This window comes from Ectothiorhodospira shaposhnikovii, from assembly GCF_047222355.1.
Lineage (GTDB): Bacteria > Pseudomonadota > Gammaproteobacteria > Ectothiorhodospirales > Ectothiorhodospiraceae > Ectothiorhodospira.
The window spans coordinates 562,766-576,917 of the sequence record NZ_CP178333.1; the positions used below are offsets into that span (position 1 = coordinate 562,766).

The 14,152-nt window shown below is 67.1% G+C and carries 13 protein-coding genes; 9 read left to right on the top strand and 4 right to left on the bottom strand.

Annotation, left to right across the window (positions count from 1 at the left end; genetic code table 11):
* The first annotated feature begins 9 nt into the window (after positions 1–9).
* From ACLF6L_RS02475 to rpoH, 5 genes are all read left to right on the top strand, one after another.
* Positions 10–837 (top strand): FixH family protein, encoded by an 828-nt coding sequence (locus ACLF6L_RS02475; protein ID WP_200173287.1) that lies wholly within the window; start codon positions 10–12, stop codon positions 835–837.
* The gene (locus ACLF6L_RS02480) at positions 834–3,329 is read left to right on the top strand and encodes a heavy metal translocating P-type ATPase (protein WP_412852296.1); all 2,496 of its coding nucleotides are present in this window, start codon (positions 834–836) and stop codon (positions 3,327–3,329) included. Before ACLF6L_RS02475 ends, ACLF6L_RS02480 begins: the two co-directional genes overlap by 4 nt.
* A complete protein-coding gene (ccoS, locus tag ACLF6L_RS02485) occupies positions 3,329–3,526 on the top strand; it encodes a cbb3-type cytochrome oxidase assembly protein CcoS (protein ID WP_200173283.1) in 198 nt (65 codons plus the stop codon). The genes ACLF6L_RS02480 and ccoS overlap by 1 nt, the downstream gene beginning before the upstream one ends.
* Positions 3,526–3,696, top strand: a complete 171-nt coding sequence (locus ACLF6L_RS02490) for a hypothetical protein (protein ID WP_200173398.1) — start codon at positions 3,526–3,528, stop codon at positions 3,694–3,696. Before ccoS ends, ACLF6L_RS02490 begins: the two co-directional genes overlap by 1 nt.
* A 109-nt stretch (positions 3,697–3,805) precedes the next feature.
* A complete protein-coding gene (gene rpoH / locus ACLF6L_RS02495) occupies positions 3,806–4,663 on the top strand; it encodes an RNA polymerase sigma factor RpoH (protein WP_238617291.1) in 858 nt (285 codons plus the stop codon).
* A gap of 24 nt (positions 4,664–4,687) precedes the next feature.
* On the opposite strand, the gene ftsX is transcribed toward rpoH, so the two are convergent.
* Genes ftsX through ftsY form a run of 3 tightly spaced genes read right to left on the bottom strand, consistent with a single transcriptional unit; the run spans position 4,688 to position 7,389 of the window.
* A complete protein-coding gene (gene ftsX / locus ACLF6L_RS02500; protein WP_238617292.1) occupies positions 4,688–5,647 on the bottom strand; it encodes a permease-like cell division protein FtsX in 960 nt (319 codons plus the stop codon).
* A complete protein-coding gene (gene ftsE / locus ACLF6L_RS02505; RefSeq protein WP_238617293.1) occupies positions 5,644–6,312 on the bottom strand; it encodes a cell division ATP-binding protein FtsE in 669 nt (222 codons plus the stop codon). The genes ftsX and ftsE overlap by 4 nt, the downstream gene beginning before the upstream one ends.
* A gap of 12 nt (positions 6,313–6,324) precedes the next feature.
* Complete coding sequence (gene ftsY / locus ACLF6L_RS02510) at positions 6,325–7,389, bottom strand: signal recognition particle-docking protein FtsY (RefSeq protein ID WP_412852737.1); 1,065 nt, start codon at positions 7,387–7,389, stop codon at positions 6,325–6,327.
* Between the two features lie 434 nt (positions 7,390–7,823).
* On the opposite strand from ftsY, the gene ACLF6L_RS02515 reads away from it, so the two are divergent.
* Genes ACLF6L_RS02515 through ACLF6L_RS02530 form a run of 4 tightly spaced genes read left to right on the top strand, consistent with a single transcriptional unit; the run spans position 7,824 to position 12,017 of the window.
* Complete coding sequence (locus tag ACLF6L_RS02515) at positions 7,824–9,188, top strand: M16 family metallopeptidase (protein ID WP_412852297.1); 1,365 nt, start codon at positions 7,824–7,826, stop codon at positions 9,186–9,188.
* A 32-nt stretch (positions 9,189–9,220) separates the two neighbouring features.
* Positions 9,221–10,555, top strand: coding sequence for a M16 family metallopeptidase (locus ACLF6L_RS02520; protein WP_412852298.1), 1,335 nt, complete (start codon positions 9,221–9,223; stop codon positions 10,553–10,555).
* Positions 10,555–11,139 (top strand): 16S rRNA (guanine(966)-N(2))-methyltransferase RsmD, encoded by a 585-nt coding sequence (rsmD, locus tag ACLF6L_RS02525; protein ID WP_412852299.1) that lies wholly within the window; start codon positions 10,555–10,557, stop codon positions 11,137–11,139. The genes ACLF6L_RS02520 and rsmD overlap by 1 nt, the downstream gene beginning before the upstream one ends.
* Positions 11,136–12,017, top strand: coding sequence for a fructosamine kinase family protein (locus ACLF6L_RS02530; RefSeq protein WP_412852300.1), 882 nt, complete (start codon positions 11,136–11,138; stop codon positions 12,015–12,017). Before rsmD ends, ACLF6L_RS02530 begins: the two co-directional genes overlap by 4 nt.
* Before the next feature lie 28 nt (positions 12,018–12,045).
* On the opposite strand, the gene ACLF6L_RS02535 is transcribed toward ACLF6L_RS02530, so the two are convergent.
* Positions 12,046–14,100, bottom strand: a complete 2,055-nt coding sequence (locus tag ACLF6L_RS02535) for a transglycosylase SLT domain-containing protein (protein WP_412852301.1) — start codon at positions 14,098–14,100, stop codon at positions 12,046–12,048.
* Between the last annotated feature and the right edge of the window lie 52 nt (positions 14,101–14,152).

The following is a 14,152-nucleotide window of genomic DNA, read 5'->3' on the forward strand; positions in this document are numbered from 1 at the left end:
GACACGATCATGGATTCACTCGTCCTCAGCCTGGGTCTTGGCGTCGGCGCCGCCATGGTGCTGTTCTTCATCCTCTACCGCTTCACCCGGCTGCGGGCCTATCAGGTGTCCCTCACGGTGTTGGCGGCGGTGCTGCTGGTGTTCATCCCCGTTTCCATCGTGTTCTGGCCCGGCGCCGATGTCTTCGCCATCCATCTGGCCCTCTACGTGATCACACCCTATGGCCTGGGCATCATCATGTCCCAGCTGGAAAACCAGAAGGTCCGCGACAGCCGGCAGACCGGTCGGCCGCGCATCCACTGGGCACCCGCCACCATCGTCGGCTTCTTCCTGGTCATCGCCACCGTCAACGGAATCCTCGTGACCCTGGCTCACCAGGGCATGCCCAGCGGCATGGTGGGACGGCTTCTGCCCGAACCCCGCGGCGGCGCCGAGCAGGTGACGTCGTTCTTTCCCGGCACCGCCGCCCACATCTCCCACAAGAACCAGGCCCTGGCCCAGAAATACATGGAACAGGCCCGGATCCAGGCCGAGCGGGGGTGGCAGGTGCGTCAGGGCTGGCTGGAGGCCCCACGTCTGGACAAGGACAGCATCTTTCAGGTGAAGGTCACGGACCGTACCGGCGCCCCGATCAGCCGGGCCCAGGTGATGGGGGAGTTCATGCGCCCCTCCGATGAGCGCCTGGATCAGCCGTTTCAGATGACCGAGATCGGTCCTGGCCTGTATCAGGCCCAGTTGCGCTTTCCCGCTCCCGGCCGCTGGGATCTGCTTTTGCAGGTCCGCCAGGGGGAAAACCTGCACGAACAGCGCGCCGTGACCTCGGTGCGTGAAGGGTGAACGCGGTCCTGCAATCCGCCCTGGAACCCGACGCCCCGGGGGAGGCCCGGGCCTGCTTTCATTGCGGTCTGCCGGTGCCCGCCGGCAGCGATTTCAGCCTGACCGTGGACGGCGAGATCCGGGGCTTCTGCTGCCCCGGCTGCCGGGCCGTGGCGGCGGCCATCATCGATGCCGGTCTGGGGGATTATTACCGCCATCGCACGGAAAAGGCCGGCGCCCCGCCGGATCCCGCCGCGGCCCTGGATGCCCTGGCCCTCTACGACAGCGAGCAGGTACAGCGCGGTTTTGTGCATGTGACGCCGGGGAATTTGCGGGAGGCCTCGCTGATGCTGGAGGGCATCGTCTGTGCCGCCTGCGTCTGGCTGAGCGAACGCCATGTGCAGTCCCTGCCGGGGGTGGTGTCCTTTGCCGTGAACTATTCCACCCATCGCGCCCGGGTGCGATGGGATCAGAGCCGGATCAGCCTCAGCGCCATCCTTCGGGCCATCACGGAGATCGGTTACCGGGCCCATCCGTTTGATCCCGGACGCCAGGAGGCGGTCTTTCGCAAGGAGCGGGACCGGGCCTTGCGGCGTCTGGCGGTGGCGGGCCTGGGGATGATGCAGGTGATGATGATCGCCGTGGCCCTGTGGCTGGGCCATGGGGTGCCCGGCCAGGAAGACATGATGCAGTTCCTGCGCTGGGTGGCCATGCTGGTGGCGGCACCGGTGGTGTTCTATGCCGGTGCCGGTTTCTTTGTGTCCGCCTGGCGGGACCTGCGCCGGCGACGCCTGGGAATGGACGTGCCGGTGGCCCTGGCCATCGGGTCCACCTTCGTTGCCAGTGCCTGGGCCACGATGACCGGGCATCCGGAGCATGTGTATTTCGAGTCGGTGACCATGTTCGTGTTCTTCCTGCTCACCGGCCGCTATCTGGAGATGGCGGCCCGCCAGCGGGCGGGTCAGGCCACCGAATCCCTGGGGCGGCTGTTGCCGGCGGTGGCCACGCGCGTCGGGGACGACGGGGACGAGGAGGTGCCGGTGACCGAACTGCTGCCCGGAGACCGGGTGCGGATCCGGCCCGGGGCACCGGTGCCGGCGGACGGGGTGGTGCTCTCGGGAACCTCCAGCGTGGACGAGTCCCTGCTCACCGGCGAGAGCCTGCCCCGGCGCCGGGCGACGGGGGATGCCCTGGTGGGCGGCACGGTGAATGTGGAAAGCCCGCTGGTGATGCGGGTGGATCAGGTGGGTCAGGATACGGTGCTCTCGTCCATCCAGCGCCTGCTGGAGCGGGCGCAGACGGAAAAGCCCCCCATGGCCCTGCTGGCGGAACGGGGTACGGGTGGGTTCGTGGCGGCGGTCCTGTTGCTGACCCTGGTGACGGGGCTGGTGTGGTGGCTGTGGGTGGATCCGGCCCGTGCCTTCTGGGTGATGGTGACCATGCTGGTGGTGAGTTGTCCCTGCGCCCTGGCCCTGGCCACCCCGGCGGCGATCACGGCGGCCACCGGGGCGCTGACCGGCCGCGGTCTGCTGACGGCCCGGGGTCAGGCCCTGGAACACCTGGCCGGGATCACGGATGTGGTGTTCGACAAGACCGGGACCCTGACCGAGGGGCGCCTGAGCCTGCGGAAGGTGGCGGTGCTGGGGGATGTGGATGAAGCCGGTTGCCTGGAATATGCCCGCATCCTGGAGGCCGGTTCCGAGCATCCGGTGGGGCGGGTGTTTCAGCGGGTCGGATCAAGCGGCGGTCCATCTTCGGCGGAGGCCGCGGCCGCCGGGGAGGTCCGTGCCCATCCCGGCCGGGGCATGGAAGGGGTGATCCGGGGCCGTCGGCTGCGCATCGGCGCGCCGGATTTTGTCCGTGAACTCGGCGCCGATACCCAGGCCGACCCGCGTCTGGTGCGTCTGGCCGAACAATGGCCCCATGGGGGGCATGTGGTGCTGGGCGACGATCAGGGCCTGCTGGCGGCCTTCGTGCTGGAGGACCGCACCCGCCCGGACGCCCTGGAAGCCGTGGCGGGACTCAAGGCACGGGGCATCACCGTACACCTGTTCTCCGGGGATGCCCCGGCGGCGGTGTCCTTTCTTGCCCGGCAACTGGGGATCGAGGATGCCCGGGGCGGGCTGTCCCCGGCGGACAAGCTGACGGCCCTGGAGGCGTTGCAGTCGGCGGGTCGGACGGTGGCCATGGTGGGGGACGGCGTCAATGATGCCCCGGTGCTGTCAAAGGCCCATGTATCGGTGGCCATGGCGGGCGGGACCCAGCTGGCCCAGTCGGGGGCGGACATGATCCTGTATCGGGATCAGCCCGGGGTGCTGCCGGCCGGTCTGGACAAGGCCCGGGAGACGGTGGCCGTGATCCGTCAGAACATCCGCTGGGCCATCGGCTACAACGCCCTGGCGCTGCCGGTGGCGGCGGCGGGACTGCTCACTCCCTGGCTGGCGGCCCTGGGGATGTCCCTGAGTTCGCTGCTGGTGGTGGTGAATGCACTAAGGTTACGGGATTCGCGCTGATGGAGATGCTCTACATTCTGATCCCCCTGGGGATGATTTTTCTCGGCCTGGCCCTGGTGGCGTTCCTGTGGACGGTACGGTCCGGGCAATACGACGACATGGAGGGTCCGGCACACCGGATCCTCATGGATGACGATGATCCGCGGATTCCGCGCCGTCGTCGGGATGACAGACCCGATTCCGGGGAGGGTGAGTGATGAACAAGTTGACGATGCACAAACTGGCTGATTGGGGGCGGGCGCTGCGGCGTCTGCCGGTGCTGAATCACCCCATGTTCAGTTTTGACAATGCGGCCATGACGTTCATTGTGGCGCTGGTGGTGGTGTCCTGGCTGAGTTTTCTGTCCGTAATTCTGTTTGGGCGTTGAGCCGGGGTTGGGGTGAGGGGGGCGGGAACTCTCCAACACGGTTAGCACTCCAACTTCGCGAGTGCTAAACTCGCAGCATTCCGCTTGGAATTGGGGAGGACCGCAATCCATGACAACCGCACTGACTCCGGCTGCCAATCACCTTGCTGTCCCGGTCGGGGATCTGGACAGCTACATCTCGGCCGTCAACCGGCTGCCGGTGCTGGAGGCCGAGGAAGAGCAGGCGCTGGCCCGCCGTCTGCGGGACGAACAGGACCTTGAAGCCGCCCGCAAGTTGGTGATGCATAACCTGCGTTTCGTGGTGCATATCGCCCGCGGCTATTCCGGTTACGGCCTGAACCTGGGGGATCTGATCCAGGAAGGCAACATCGGCCTGATGAAGGCGGTCAAGCGCTTTGACCCGGACATGAATGTGCGCCTGATTTCCTTTGCCGTGCACTGGATCCGGGCCGAGATTCATGAATTCGTGCTGCGCAACTGGCGCATCGTCAAGGTGGCCACCACCAAGGCCCAGCGCAAGCTGTTCTTCAACCTGCGCGGCGCCAAGCAGCGTCTGGGCTGGTTCAGTCAGGACGAGGTGGAAACCGTGGCCAATGATCTGGGTGTCTCCGCCCGGGAGGTGGTGGAGATGGAGTCCCGCCTGGCCGGTCATGACGTGAGTTTCGATCCGGAGCCGGAAGACGAAGGCACCTACACCGCCGCCCCGGCCGATGTGCTGATGGACCACGAGGGCGACCCGGCCATGCTGATGGAGCGTTCCGACTGGGATAGCTATCACCAGACGCGTCTGCAGGCGGCCTTGGCGGCCCTGGACGAGCGCAGCCGGGCCATCCTGGCGCGCCGCTGGCTGGCGGAGGAGAAGGCGACCCTCCATGAGTTGGCGGCGGAGTACGGCGTCTCGGCGGAGCGGATCCGGCAGTTGGAGAACAATTCCATTCGCAAGTTGCGGCAGGCGATGGTGGCTTAGCTCCCGCTTGGGTTCAGGGCATCCTTAACGGGGTTCGATGTGGCGCAGGTGCTGGTTCACCGTGATCCATGATCCCGCCAGTCCCAGCAGGGCGCCCAGGCCGAGCAGGGTCAGGGTGCCCCGAAAACCCAGGCCGTCGAGGCGCCATTCCCCACCGTAGAGCTGCGACAGGGTTTGCACCGGACCGGATAGCAGCAGGATGGTGATCGCCACGATCACCACCGCCATCATGGCACCACCCAGCCCCAGCCATAACCCACCATAGAGAAACGGCCGTCGGATGAAGGCATCCGTGGCCCCCACCAGCTTGGCCACTTCGATCTCTTCCCGTCGATTCTGCACGTCCAGCCGGATGGTGTTGCCCACCACCAGCAGCACGCCCAATCCCAGCAGCAGGGACAGCACCACCATGGACCGTTGCAGCACTTCCATGATGGAAAACAGACGCTGGACCCATTGCAGGTCCAGGAGCGCCCGGGAAACCTCCGGCATGTGGTTCAGGGCATTGACCAGTCCTTCCAGGGCGGCCGTGGAGCGGTGCTCCAGGGCCGGTGTCACCAGGATCAGCGGCGGCAGGGGATTTTCACCCAGGGTATCCAGGGCTTCGGCAAAACCGGAGTGGGCACGGAACTCCTCCAGGGCCTGGGCGCGGGTGACGGGCAGGGCCTCGGCCACGTCGGCCCGCTGGGCCAGACGGGCGGCCAGGGCCGGCAGTTGGGCATCCGCCACCGAATCTTCGAGAAATACCGAAATCTGGGCCGTCTGCGACCACTGGGGCGTGGCCTGTTGCAGGTTGTTCAGGAACACATGAAGCAGGGTCGGCAGGGTCAGGGCGACGGCGATCACCAGCAGGGTCAGGGCGCTGGAGAAAGGGGCACGGTAGAGCTTGCCCAGACTGAACACCAGCGCCCGCAGGTGATTGATGCCATAGGCCTGGAACCGGGCATGGACCGGCGGCAGGGTCAGGGCGCGGCGACGTCTCATGCCTCGGCCTCCCGGCGGTGCAGCCGTCCTTCATGGAGATGCACCATGGGTTTGCCCAGGGACGAGATCAGGTTCAGGTCGTGGCTGGCGATCATGACCGTGGTTCCCACCTGGTTGAAGCGCAAGAACAGCTGCATGATCTCCCGGGACAGGTGGGGGTCCAGGTTGCCGGTGGGTTCGTCCGCCAGCAGGATGGCGGGCTTGTGGACCACCGCGCGGGCGATGCCTACCCGCTGCTGTTCGCCGGTGGACAGGGTGACGGGTTCGGCATTTTCCTTGTGCAGCAGCCCCACCTTGTCCAGGGCGGCGCGGACGCGGCGGGCGATTTCCTGTTGCCGGTAGCCCTGGATCACCAGGGGCAGGGCCACGTTGTCGAAGACGCTGCGGTCGTGGAGCAGGTGGTGATCCTGGAAGATGATGCCGATCTGGCGCCGGAAGTAGGGCACCTGACGGGCGGAGAGGGATTCCAGGTTCTGGCCGTTGACGACGATCTGGCCCCGGCTGGGGCGCTCGATCAGCGAGATGAGTTTGAGCAGGGTGCTCTTGCCGGCCCCGGAGTGGCCGGTGAGGAAGGCCATGGCGCCCCGGTCCAGGCTCAGGTTGATCCGGGACAGGGCTTCATGGCCGTTGGGGTAGCGCTTGGTGACGTTGCGCAGCAGGATCATGGAAGCGCGGACCTAGTCCCGATCCGACAGCAAGGCCCTGGCAAAGTCTTCGGCGTTGAACTCCCGCAGATCCTCGATCTTTTCCCCCACGCCGATGAAACGCACCGGCACACCCACCCGTTCGGCGATGGCGAACAGGATGCCGCCCTTGGCGGTGCCGTCCAGCTTGGTGACGGCGATACCGGTGAGATCCATGGCCTGATGGAATTCCCGAGCCTGGTTGAGGGCGTTCTGGCCGGTACCCGCGTCCACCACCAGCAGCACCTCGTGGGGGGCGTCGGGGGCCTGGCGCTGGATCACCCGCTTCACCTTCTTCAATTCATCCATCAGGTTGGATTGGGTGTGCAGACGACCGGCGGTATCGGCGATGAGCACATCCATGCCTCGGGCCTTGGCGGCCTGCCAGGCATCGAAGATCACCGACGCCGAATCCGCGCCCTGGCCCTGGGCGATCACCGTGGCCTGGTTGCGCTCACCCCAGGTCTGCAGCTGCTCCACCGCGGCGGCCCGGAAGGTGTCGCCGGCCGCCAGCATGACCGACTTGCCCTGCCGGCGCAGATGGTGGGTGAGCTTGCCGATGGTGGTGGTCTTGCCGGCACCGTTGATGCCCAGTACCAGGATCACATAAGGCTTTTTCCCGGCATCGATCGCCAGGGGCTTCTGCACCGGCTTGAGCACGTCCACCATGGCCGCTTCCAGGGCCTTGACCAGGGCTTCGGCATCCTTGAGTTCCTTGCGGGCGACGCGCCGGGTGAGGCCTTCCAGGATGGTTTCCGTGGCCTCGATACCCACGTCGGCCATGAGCAATCGGGTCTCCAGCTCTTCGAGCAGTTCGTCGTCGATGGTCTTCTTGCCCAGGACCAGGCCCGCCATGCCCTCGGTGAGGGTGGAGGAGGTCTTGGACAGCCCCTTGCGCAGGCGGGAGAACAGGCCCGATTTCGAGGTTTCCTCGCCTGTATCGGCCGTTTCGATCTTCTCGGTCTTCTCGATCTTCCCGGTCTTTTCAGCTTCCGCCTGCTTGTCGGCCTCCAGGCCGGGGGATGCCGGGTCGGGCGTTTTCGGCAGACCGGTCGGCATCACCGGGGGGCTGGGTTCGGGCTTGATCTCGGGCGGGGGTTTCAAGGCCGCCGGGGGCGCTGCCGTGGCCGGCGCCGTCGGCTTGGCGGTTTCCTGCCGGGGGGCGGTCGGCTCGATCACCGGTGTGGGCGCTTCGGCGGCGGGTGCTTTCGCGGCCGGGCTGGATGCCGGTTCCGGTTTGGCGGCAGCGGGGCTCACGGGCGGCGGCACCGGCGTGGCCTTGCCTCGGTCCCGGGGAGACCTGATACCCTCAAGGGGCGTGATGATCTCAAGCCCCTCGATGATTTCCAGGGACTCCACGGGCTCGGCAGCCTGCTTGGGCTGGTCTACGGGCTTTTTCTTCTTGCGGAAACCGAACATGCGCTGATGAGGTCTACGGTGTTCAAGAATGCACATCCTACCACTGAGGGACGTCTGCCGAAATGAAACATAAGATGCCGCGCATAGGTCTGCTGCTGCTCCTGCTGGTGCCGCTCTGGCTCCAGGCCGATCAGGGAAGCCCTGTCCATGAATTCATGCTGGATAACGGCATGAAGGTGCTGGTGTTGCCGGATCAGCGGGCGCCGGTGGTGTCGTCCATGGTCTGGTACCGGGTGGGTTCCAGTCATGAGCACGGGGGTATCACCGGGATCTCCCACGCCCTGGAACACATGATGTTCAAGGGTACCGACACCCATCCCGCCGGGGAATTCTCCCGCATCATCGCCGCCCTGGGCGGGCGGGAGAATGCCTTCACCAGCCGGGACTACACGGCCTATTTCCAGCAACTGGCCGCCGAACATCTGGAGACGGCCCTGAAGCTGGAAGCCGACCGGATGCAGCATCTGGCCCTGCCGGAGGATGAGTTCATCCAGGAGATGCGGGTGGTGCGGGAGGAGCGGCGCCTGCGCACCGAGGACAATCCCAATGCCCTGACCTTCGAGCACTTCAATGCCGTTGCCTGGCTGAACAGCCCCTACGGGATTCCGGTCATCGGCTGGATGGTGGACATCGACGAATACACGGTGGCCGATCTGCGGGACTGGTATGACCGCTGGTATGCCCCCAACAACGCCATCCTGGTGGTGGTGGGCGACGTGGAACCGGAGGCCGTGCACGACCTGGCCAGGACCCATTTCGGCCCCATCCCGGCGCGGGATCTGCCGGCGGTGAAATCCCGCACCGAGACCCCGCAGCTGGGCGAACGACGGATCACGGTGCGGGCGCCGGCGCGGGTTCCCTATCTTTTGATGGGCTACAAGGTGCCGGTGATCATGACCGCCGAGGAAGACTGGGTGCCCTATGCCCTGCAGGTGGCCGCCGGGGTGCTGGACGGCGGCGAGAGCGCCCGTTTCTCCCGGGAGCTGGTGCGCGAGCGGGAACTGGTGGCCTCTGCCGGGGCCGGTTACAGCCCCCTGTCCCGGTTGGATACCCTGTTCATGCTCAGTGCCACGCCATCCGCCGGCGTGGACCGGGCCGAGGTGGAAGCCGCCCTCACCGAGGCTCTGGAACGCCTGAAGGATGAACTGGTCAGCACCGCTGAACTGGAACGGGTGAAGGCCCAGGTGGTGGCCAGGGAGGTCTATCGCCGGGATTCCATCCAGGGGCAGGCCATGGGGCTGGGAATGCTGGAGAGCGTGGGGTTGCCGTGGCAGCTGGGGGAGGAGTTTGCCGAACGCATCCGGGCGGTGACGCCGGAGCAGGTGCAGGCGGTGGCCCGGCGCTATTTCGATGTGGATCGGCGCACGGTGGCCTGGCTGGACCCGCTGCCCATTGATCCGGAAAACCCGCCGGGATATTTCGACGGCCATCTGCGCTGATCGTCTGATTCGCCATTCTCAAGGAACATGCCATGACGACATTTTTCTTCCCGTCAGCCCTGAAACGATCCGGATGGACAGGCCTGCTCCTGCTGGTGCTGCTCGTGCCCATGACGGCCTCCGCCGCCTCCGCGGTCCAGCACTGGGAGACGGAAAACGGCCTCAAGGTCTACTTCGTGCCTTCTCCGGCCCTGCCCATGGTGGATGCCCGACTGGTGTTCAATGCTGGCAGCGCCCGGGATGGTGATCACCCCGGCCTGGCCCGTCTGACCAACACCCTGCTGCGGGACGGTGCCGGCGACTGGGATGCCGACACCATTGCCGAACGTTTTGAAGGGGTGGGCGCTCAGTTCGGTGCCACTTCGGAGCGGGACATGGCCATCCTCAACTTGCGCAGCCTGACCGAGCCCGACTGGCTGGAGACGGCGGTGGAGACCTTCGTGACCGTGGTGGGTCAACCCGCGTTTTCCCAGCGGGGACTGGACCGTACCCGGCGCCAGGCTCTGGTTGCCCTCCAGGCCCAGCAGCAGAACCCGGGCGCCATTGCCGGTCGCACCTTCTTTGAGACGGTCTATGCCGGGCATCCCTACGCCCATTCTCCCCTGGGTACCGAGGACGGGTTGGCCGGCATCACCCCGGCACAGCTGAAGTCCTTCCATCAGACCTACTATGTGGCCCGTAACGGCATCCTGGCCCTGGTGGGCGGGCTGGACCGGTCCCAGGCCGAGGCCCTGGCCGAGCGCATCGCCGCCGCCCTGCCGGCGGGGGAGGCGGCCCCGGCCCTGCCCGAGGTGGCCATGCCCGAGGCAGGGCAAACCATCCGGGTAAACTTCCCCTCCGAGCAGGTCCATGTCTTCATGGGGCATCCCGGGATGGCCCGGGGGGATGCGGATCATTTCCCCCTGTATGTGGGCAATCATCGCCTGGGTGGTGGCGGTTTCACCTCCCGGCTGATGGAGGAAGTCCGCACCCAGCGGGGGCTGGCTTATAGCGTCTACAGCTATTTCTCGCCCATGGCGGCGGCGGGACCCTTTCTGATGGGGGTGCAGACCCAGGCCTCTCAGGCGGATGAGGCGGTGGCGGTGATGCGCCGGACCCTGGAGGACTTTGTGGCCTCGGGGCTGGACGAGGATGAACTCAAGGCCGCCCAGTCCAATATCGTCGGCGGTTTCCCCCTGCGCACCGCCAGCAACTCGGGGATCCTGGATCACGTGGCGATGATGGGCTTTTACGGCCTGCCGCTGGACTATCTGGACACCTTCACCGACCAGGTGGAGGCCCTGGATCCGGCCACGGTGAACGAGGCCTTCGGGCGCCGTGTGGATCCGGATCGTCTGGTGACGGTCATCGTCGGTGGGGAGGGTTGATGCGGGCCCGTGTATCGAAGCCGCCCCGGCGCGCCGCGCCGGGGCGGTTGCGCATCATCGGCGGCGAGTGGCGCAGTCGGCGGCTGTCGGTGCCCGATGGCCCCGGCCTGCGTCCCACCCCGGACCGGGTACGGGAAACCCTGTTCAACTGGCTGCAGCCGGTGATCCAGGGCGCCCGCTGTCTGGACCTGTTTGCCGGCAGCGGGGCGCTGGGGTTCGAGGCCGCCTCCCGGGGGGCATCGCGGGTGGTGATGGTGGAGCGGGATGCCCGGGTGGCCGCCCATCTCGGAGCCCAGGTGGAAGTCCTGGAGACGGACCGGGTCCAGGTCATGGCGCGGGATGGGCTGGCCTATCTGGCCGCCTGTGATGAATCCTTTGACCTGGTGTTTCTGGACCCGCCCTACGGCAAGGGGTTGTTGCCCGATTGTCTGGCCCATCTGAGCCGCCCCGGTCTGCTGCGGCCCGGGGCACGCCTGTATCTGGAGCAGGCCCTGTCGGAGCCGGAGACGGAACTGCCGGCGGGGTGGACGGTGTTGCGCGAGACCCGTGCCGGAGACGTGTTCGGCAGGCTGGTGGCCCCGTGACCCTGTTGTCCGCCCTGTGCGACGAGATCTCCCGGGCCTCCGGCAGCCCCTTTGTGCTTCGGGACCGGCGCGGCGCGGCCGGGGGATGCATCAACGAAACCGCCGTGCTGCGGGGGCAGGACGGTCGTGGCTTCTTCGTCAAGCTCAATCGCCCCGATCTGGCCCACATGTTCGCCGCCGAGGCGGAAGGCCTGCTGGCCCTGCGGACGCCGGGGGCGATCCGGGTGCCCGAGCCCCTGTGCCACGGGGTGGTCGAGGGGCGCGGCTTCCTGGTGATGGAGCATGTGCCCCTGGGGGGACCGTCGCGCCCGGCCCTGTTCGGGGAGCAGTTGGCGGCGCTGCACCGGCATGTGGCCCCCCGCTTCGGGTGGCACCGGGACAACACCATCGGCAGCACCCCCCAGATCAACCCCTGGTGTGACGACTGGGTGGTGTTCTATCGGGAGCATCGGCTGGGCTTCCAGATCCGTCGGGCTGCAAAGGTCGGGGGCGGGGCGGGCCTGATCGATGCCGTGGAGCGGTTGATGGAGGGATTGCCGGCCTTGTTTCCGGGCTACCGTCCTGTGGCTTCAGTGCTGCACGGGGATCTGTGGAGCGGCAACCACGACACCGACCGGGAGGGTCGGCCGGTGATCTTCGATCCGGCGGTGTATTACGGTGACCGGGAGGCGGACGTGGCCATGACCGAGCTGTTCGGCGGTTGCGGCCCCGAGTTCTATGCCGCCTATGAGTCTGCCTGGCCCCTGGACCCGGGTTACCGGGTGCGGCGGGATCTGTACAACCTTTATCACCTGCTCAATCACTTCAATCTGTTCGGCGGGGGGTATGCCGGGCAGTCGGAGCGGGTGGCCCGGCGGTTGCTGGCGGAGGTGAGGTGAGGGTGGTTTTCAGGGCAACGGAAATGCCTCACAGGCAGGGCGTGTCCGTATAGCCCGGGGCATCGCAGTAGGCATTCACCGCCGGACGGCCGCCGTTGGCGCCGCTCCAGCGGGCCTGGTGCTGCACCTGGGACTGGCTCAGGCGGGCGGCAGGCGTCACCGGGGGCAGGATGCTGCTCAGGGTGGTGGGACTCATGCCCATGCGCACCTCGTACAGGATCTTGTAAGCCAGCACCCGCTTGACGTAATCCCGGGTCTCGGAGAACGGGATCAGTTCGGCCCAGATATCGGCCGGGACTTCTTCGTCCTGGGGCAGCCATGAGCGCACGCGACCGGCACCGGCATTATAGGCCGCCGTGGAAAGCATGGGATGGCCGCCGAAGTTGTCCAGGTTGCGGCGCAGATAGTAGGTGCCGATGCTCACGTTCAGGTCCGGGTCCAGCAACTGCATGGGATTGCTGACCGTGGCGCCCACATGGGGGGCCATGGCGCGACCGGTATCCGGCATGATCTGCATCAGACCCATGGCGCCGGCATGGGAACGGGCGTCCTGCATGAAGGCGCTTTCCTGCCGGGCCACCGCCATGGCCCAGGCCGGATTGATGCCTTGTGCCGTGGCCCTTTCCATGATCAGGGGGGCATGGGCGAGGGGGAAGCGCAGGTCGATGTCGTCGAAATGCTGGGCGCGGGCGGCGGCGAAGATGGCCCGGTCATGCCAGCCGATCTGTCCGGCGATCAGGGCCAGTGCCTCCAGGTCGCCCCGGTCCCGTTGCTGCAGGCGATTCTGCAGATGTATCCATTCCCGCCGGGCGTCGATGAGACGGCCCAGGGCGAGCATTTCCAGGGAGCGGGCCAGCCCCGGGTCCTCACTCACCCGCGCCATGCGGTCGGGAGTGACGTCCAGCGGACGGTGACCGATGCGGTAGGGGCGTTCCAGACGGTCGGCGGCCAGGAAACCGTAGAAGTTGCGTTCCTCGCTGACGCCGTCGTAGAGGGCCCGGGCACCCCGGTGGTCTCCCATCTGTTCCAGGGCGCGGGCGTGCCAGTAACGCCAGGCGGCCTCCTGCCGGGCCTCGCCGCTCATGCGGGTGACGGCCTTGGCGACGGTCTCCCAGTCGCCCTTGGCCAGGGCGGCCCGGAGCTGCCATTGCCGCAGCAGGTCATCGAACACCGCGTCGGGCAGGGTGGCCAGATAGGGCAGGGCGTCCTGTTTTTCCCTCAGGGTCAGGCGCAGGGCGATGAAGCGCTGGGTCTCGTAGGCGTCTTCCCGGGCCATGCCCCAGTTGCGCCGGTCGGACTCCCACAGGGTCAGGGCCTCGCGGGGGTCGTGTCGGGCCAGCCGGTTGAAACTCTGGGCAATGGCATCGCGGGCCCCCGGGTGGGCATCGGCCCGCCACTGGATGCGGGCAAGGCCGGCGGGGTCTTCGTAAAGACTGAGCCAGCGGTCGGCCCACACCCGGTCACTTTCGGGCATGTAGCGGCGCAGGTAGCGGGCCAGGCCGGGCTGACCGGCCTCCATCGCCAGCCGGAAGCGCTCCCAGGCGAGCTGGGGTGTCAGGCGGCCCGCCTCGCGCCAGGCATTGAACACTGGATCGCACTCGCTGACCTGGGAGCGCCCCACCAGCCAGAGGGTTTCCACGCCGTCCAGGGCCTGGTCACGGCGACCGGTCCTGAGCAGGGCGTTGTGGTACTGGCAGGCGTAGGTGGCACCGAGGCCGTCCTGGTAATAACGCAGGTAGTCTTCCCAGCGACCCTGCCCGGCCAGATGGCCGAGCCAGCGGGTGCGCAGGCGCTGGCCCAGGAGACTGTCGCCCCAGTGCTCCAGGAACCGGTCCAGTTCGGCCGGCTCGATCCGCGGGAAGCGGGCGTTGAGGTCGGCATGGATCAGGTAGGGCAGCAGGGCGTAGTCCTGCAGCTCCCGCACGCCTTGCTGGAAGGCGGCGCGATTGCCCTGCTGCAGGGCACGTTCCGTTTGCACGAAACGTTCGCGCTGGGCGTCGGTGCCGGTGGTGAGGGCCGTGGCCGGGCCGGAGAGGAGGATCAGCAGCGGGAGCAGGTAGCCCGTCAGACGACGCGATGACATGGATGTAACCCCTTCCGGGTGGACCGGCGTAGGCTTGGGGGAATGGCGACCT

What these genes read in the sequence shown, in the direction of transcription:
- ACLF6L_RS02515 (WP_412852297.1), top strand. Translation starts at nt 7,824, where the DNA reads ATGCCGCGCATAGGTCTGCTGCTGCTCCTGCTGGTGCCGCTCTGGCTC.
- ACLF6L_RS02535 (WP_412852301.1), bottom strand. Translation starts at nt 14,100, where the DNA reads ATGTCATCGCGTCGTCTGACGGGCTACCTGCTCCCGCTGCTGATCCTC.
- rsmD (WP_412852299.1), top strand. Translation starts at nt 10,555, where the DNA reads ATGCGGGCCCGTGTATCGAAGCCGCCCCGGCGCGCCGCGCCGGGGCGG.
- ftsE (WP_238617293.1), bottom strand. Translation starts at nt 6,312, where the DNA reads ATGATCCTGCTGCGCAACGTCACCAAGCGCTACCCCAACGGCCATGAA.
- ACLF6L_RS02520 (WP_412852298.1), top strand. Translation starts at nt 9,221, where the DNA reads ATGACGACATTTTTCTTCCCGTCAGCCCTGAAACGATCCGGATGGACA.
- ACLF6L_RS02475 (WP_200173287.1), top strand. Translation starts at nt 10, where the DNA reads ATGGATTCACTCGTCCTCAGCCTGGGTCTTGGCGTCGGCGCCGCCATG.
- rpoH (WP_238617291.1), top strand. Translation starts at nt 3,806, where the DNA reads ATGACAACCGCACTGACTCCGGCTGCCAATCACCTTGCTGTCCCGGTC.
- ccoS (WP_200173283.1), top strand. Translation starts at nt 3,329, where the DNA reads ATGGAGATGCTCTACATTCTGATCCCCCTGGGGATGATTTTTCTCGGC.
- ftsY (WP_412852737.1), bottom strand. Translation starts at nt 7,389, where the DNA reads ATGCCGACCGGTCTGCCGAAAACGCCCGACCCGGCATCCCCCGGCCTG.
- ACLF6L_RS02490 (WP_200173398.1), top strand. Translation starts at nt 3,526, where the DNA reads ATGAACAAGTTGACGATGCACAAACTGGCTGATTGGGGGCGGGCGCTG.
- ftsX (WP_238617292.1), bottom strand. Translation starts at nt 5,647, where the DNA reads ATGAGACGTCGCCGCGCCCTGACCCTGCCGCCGGTCCATGCCCGGTTC.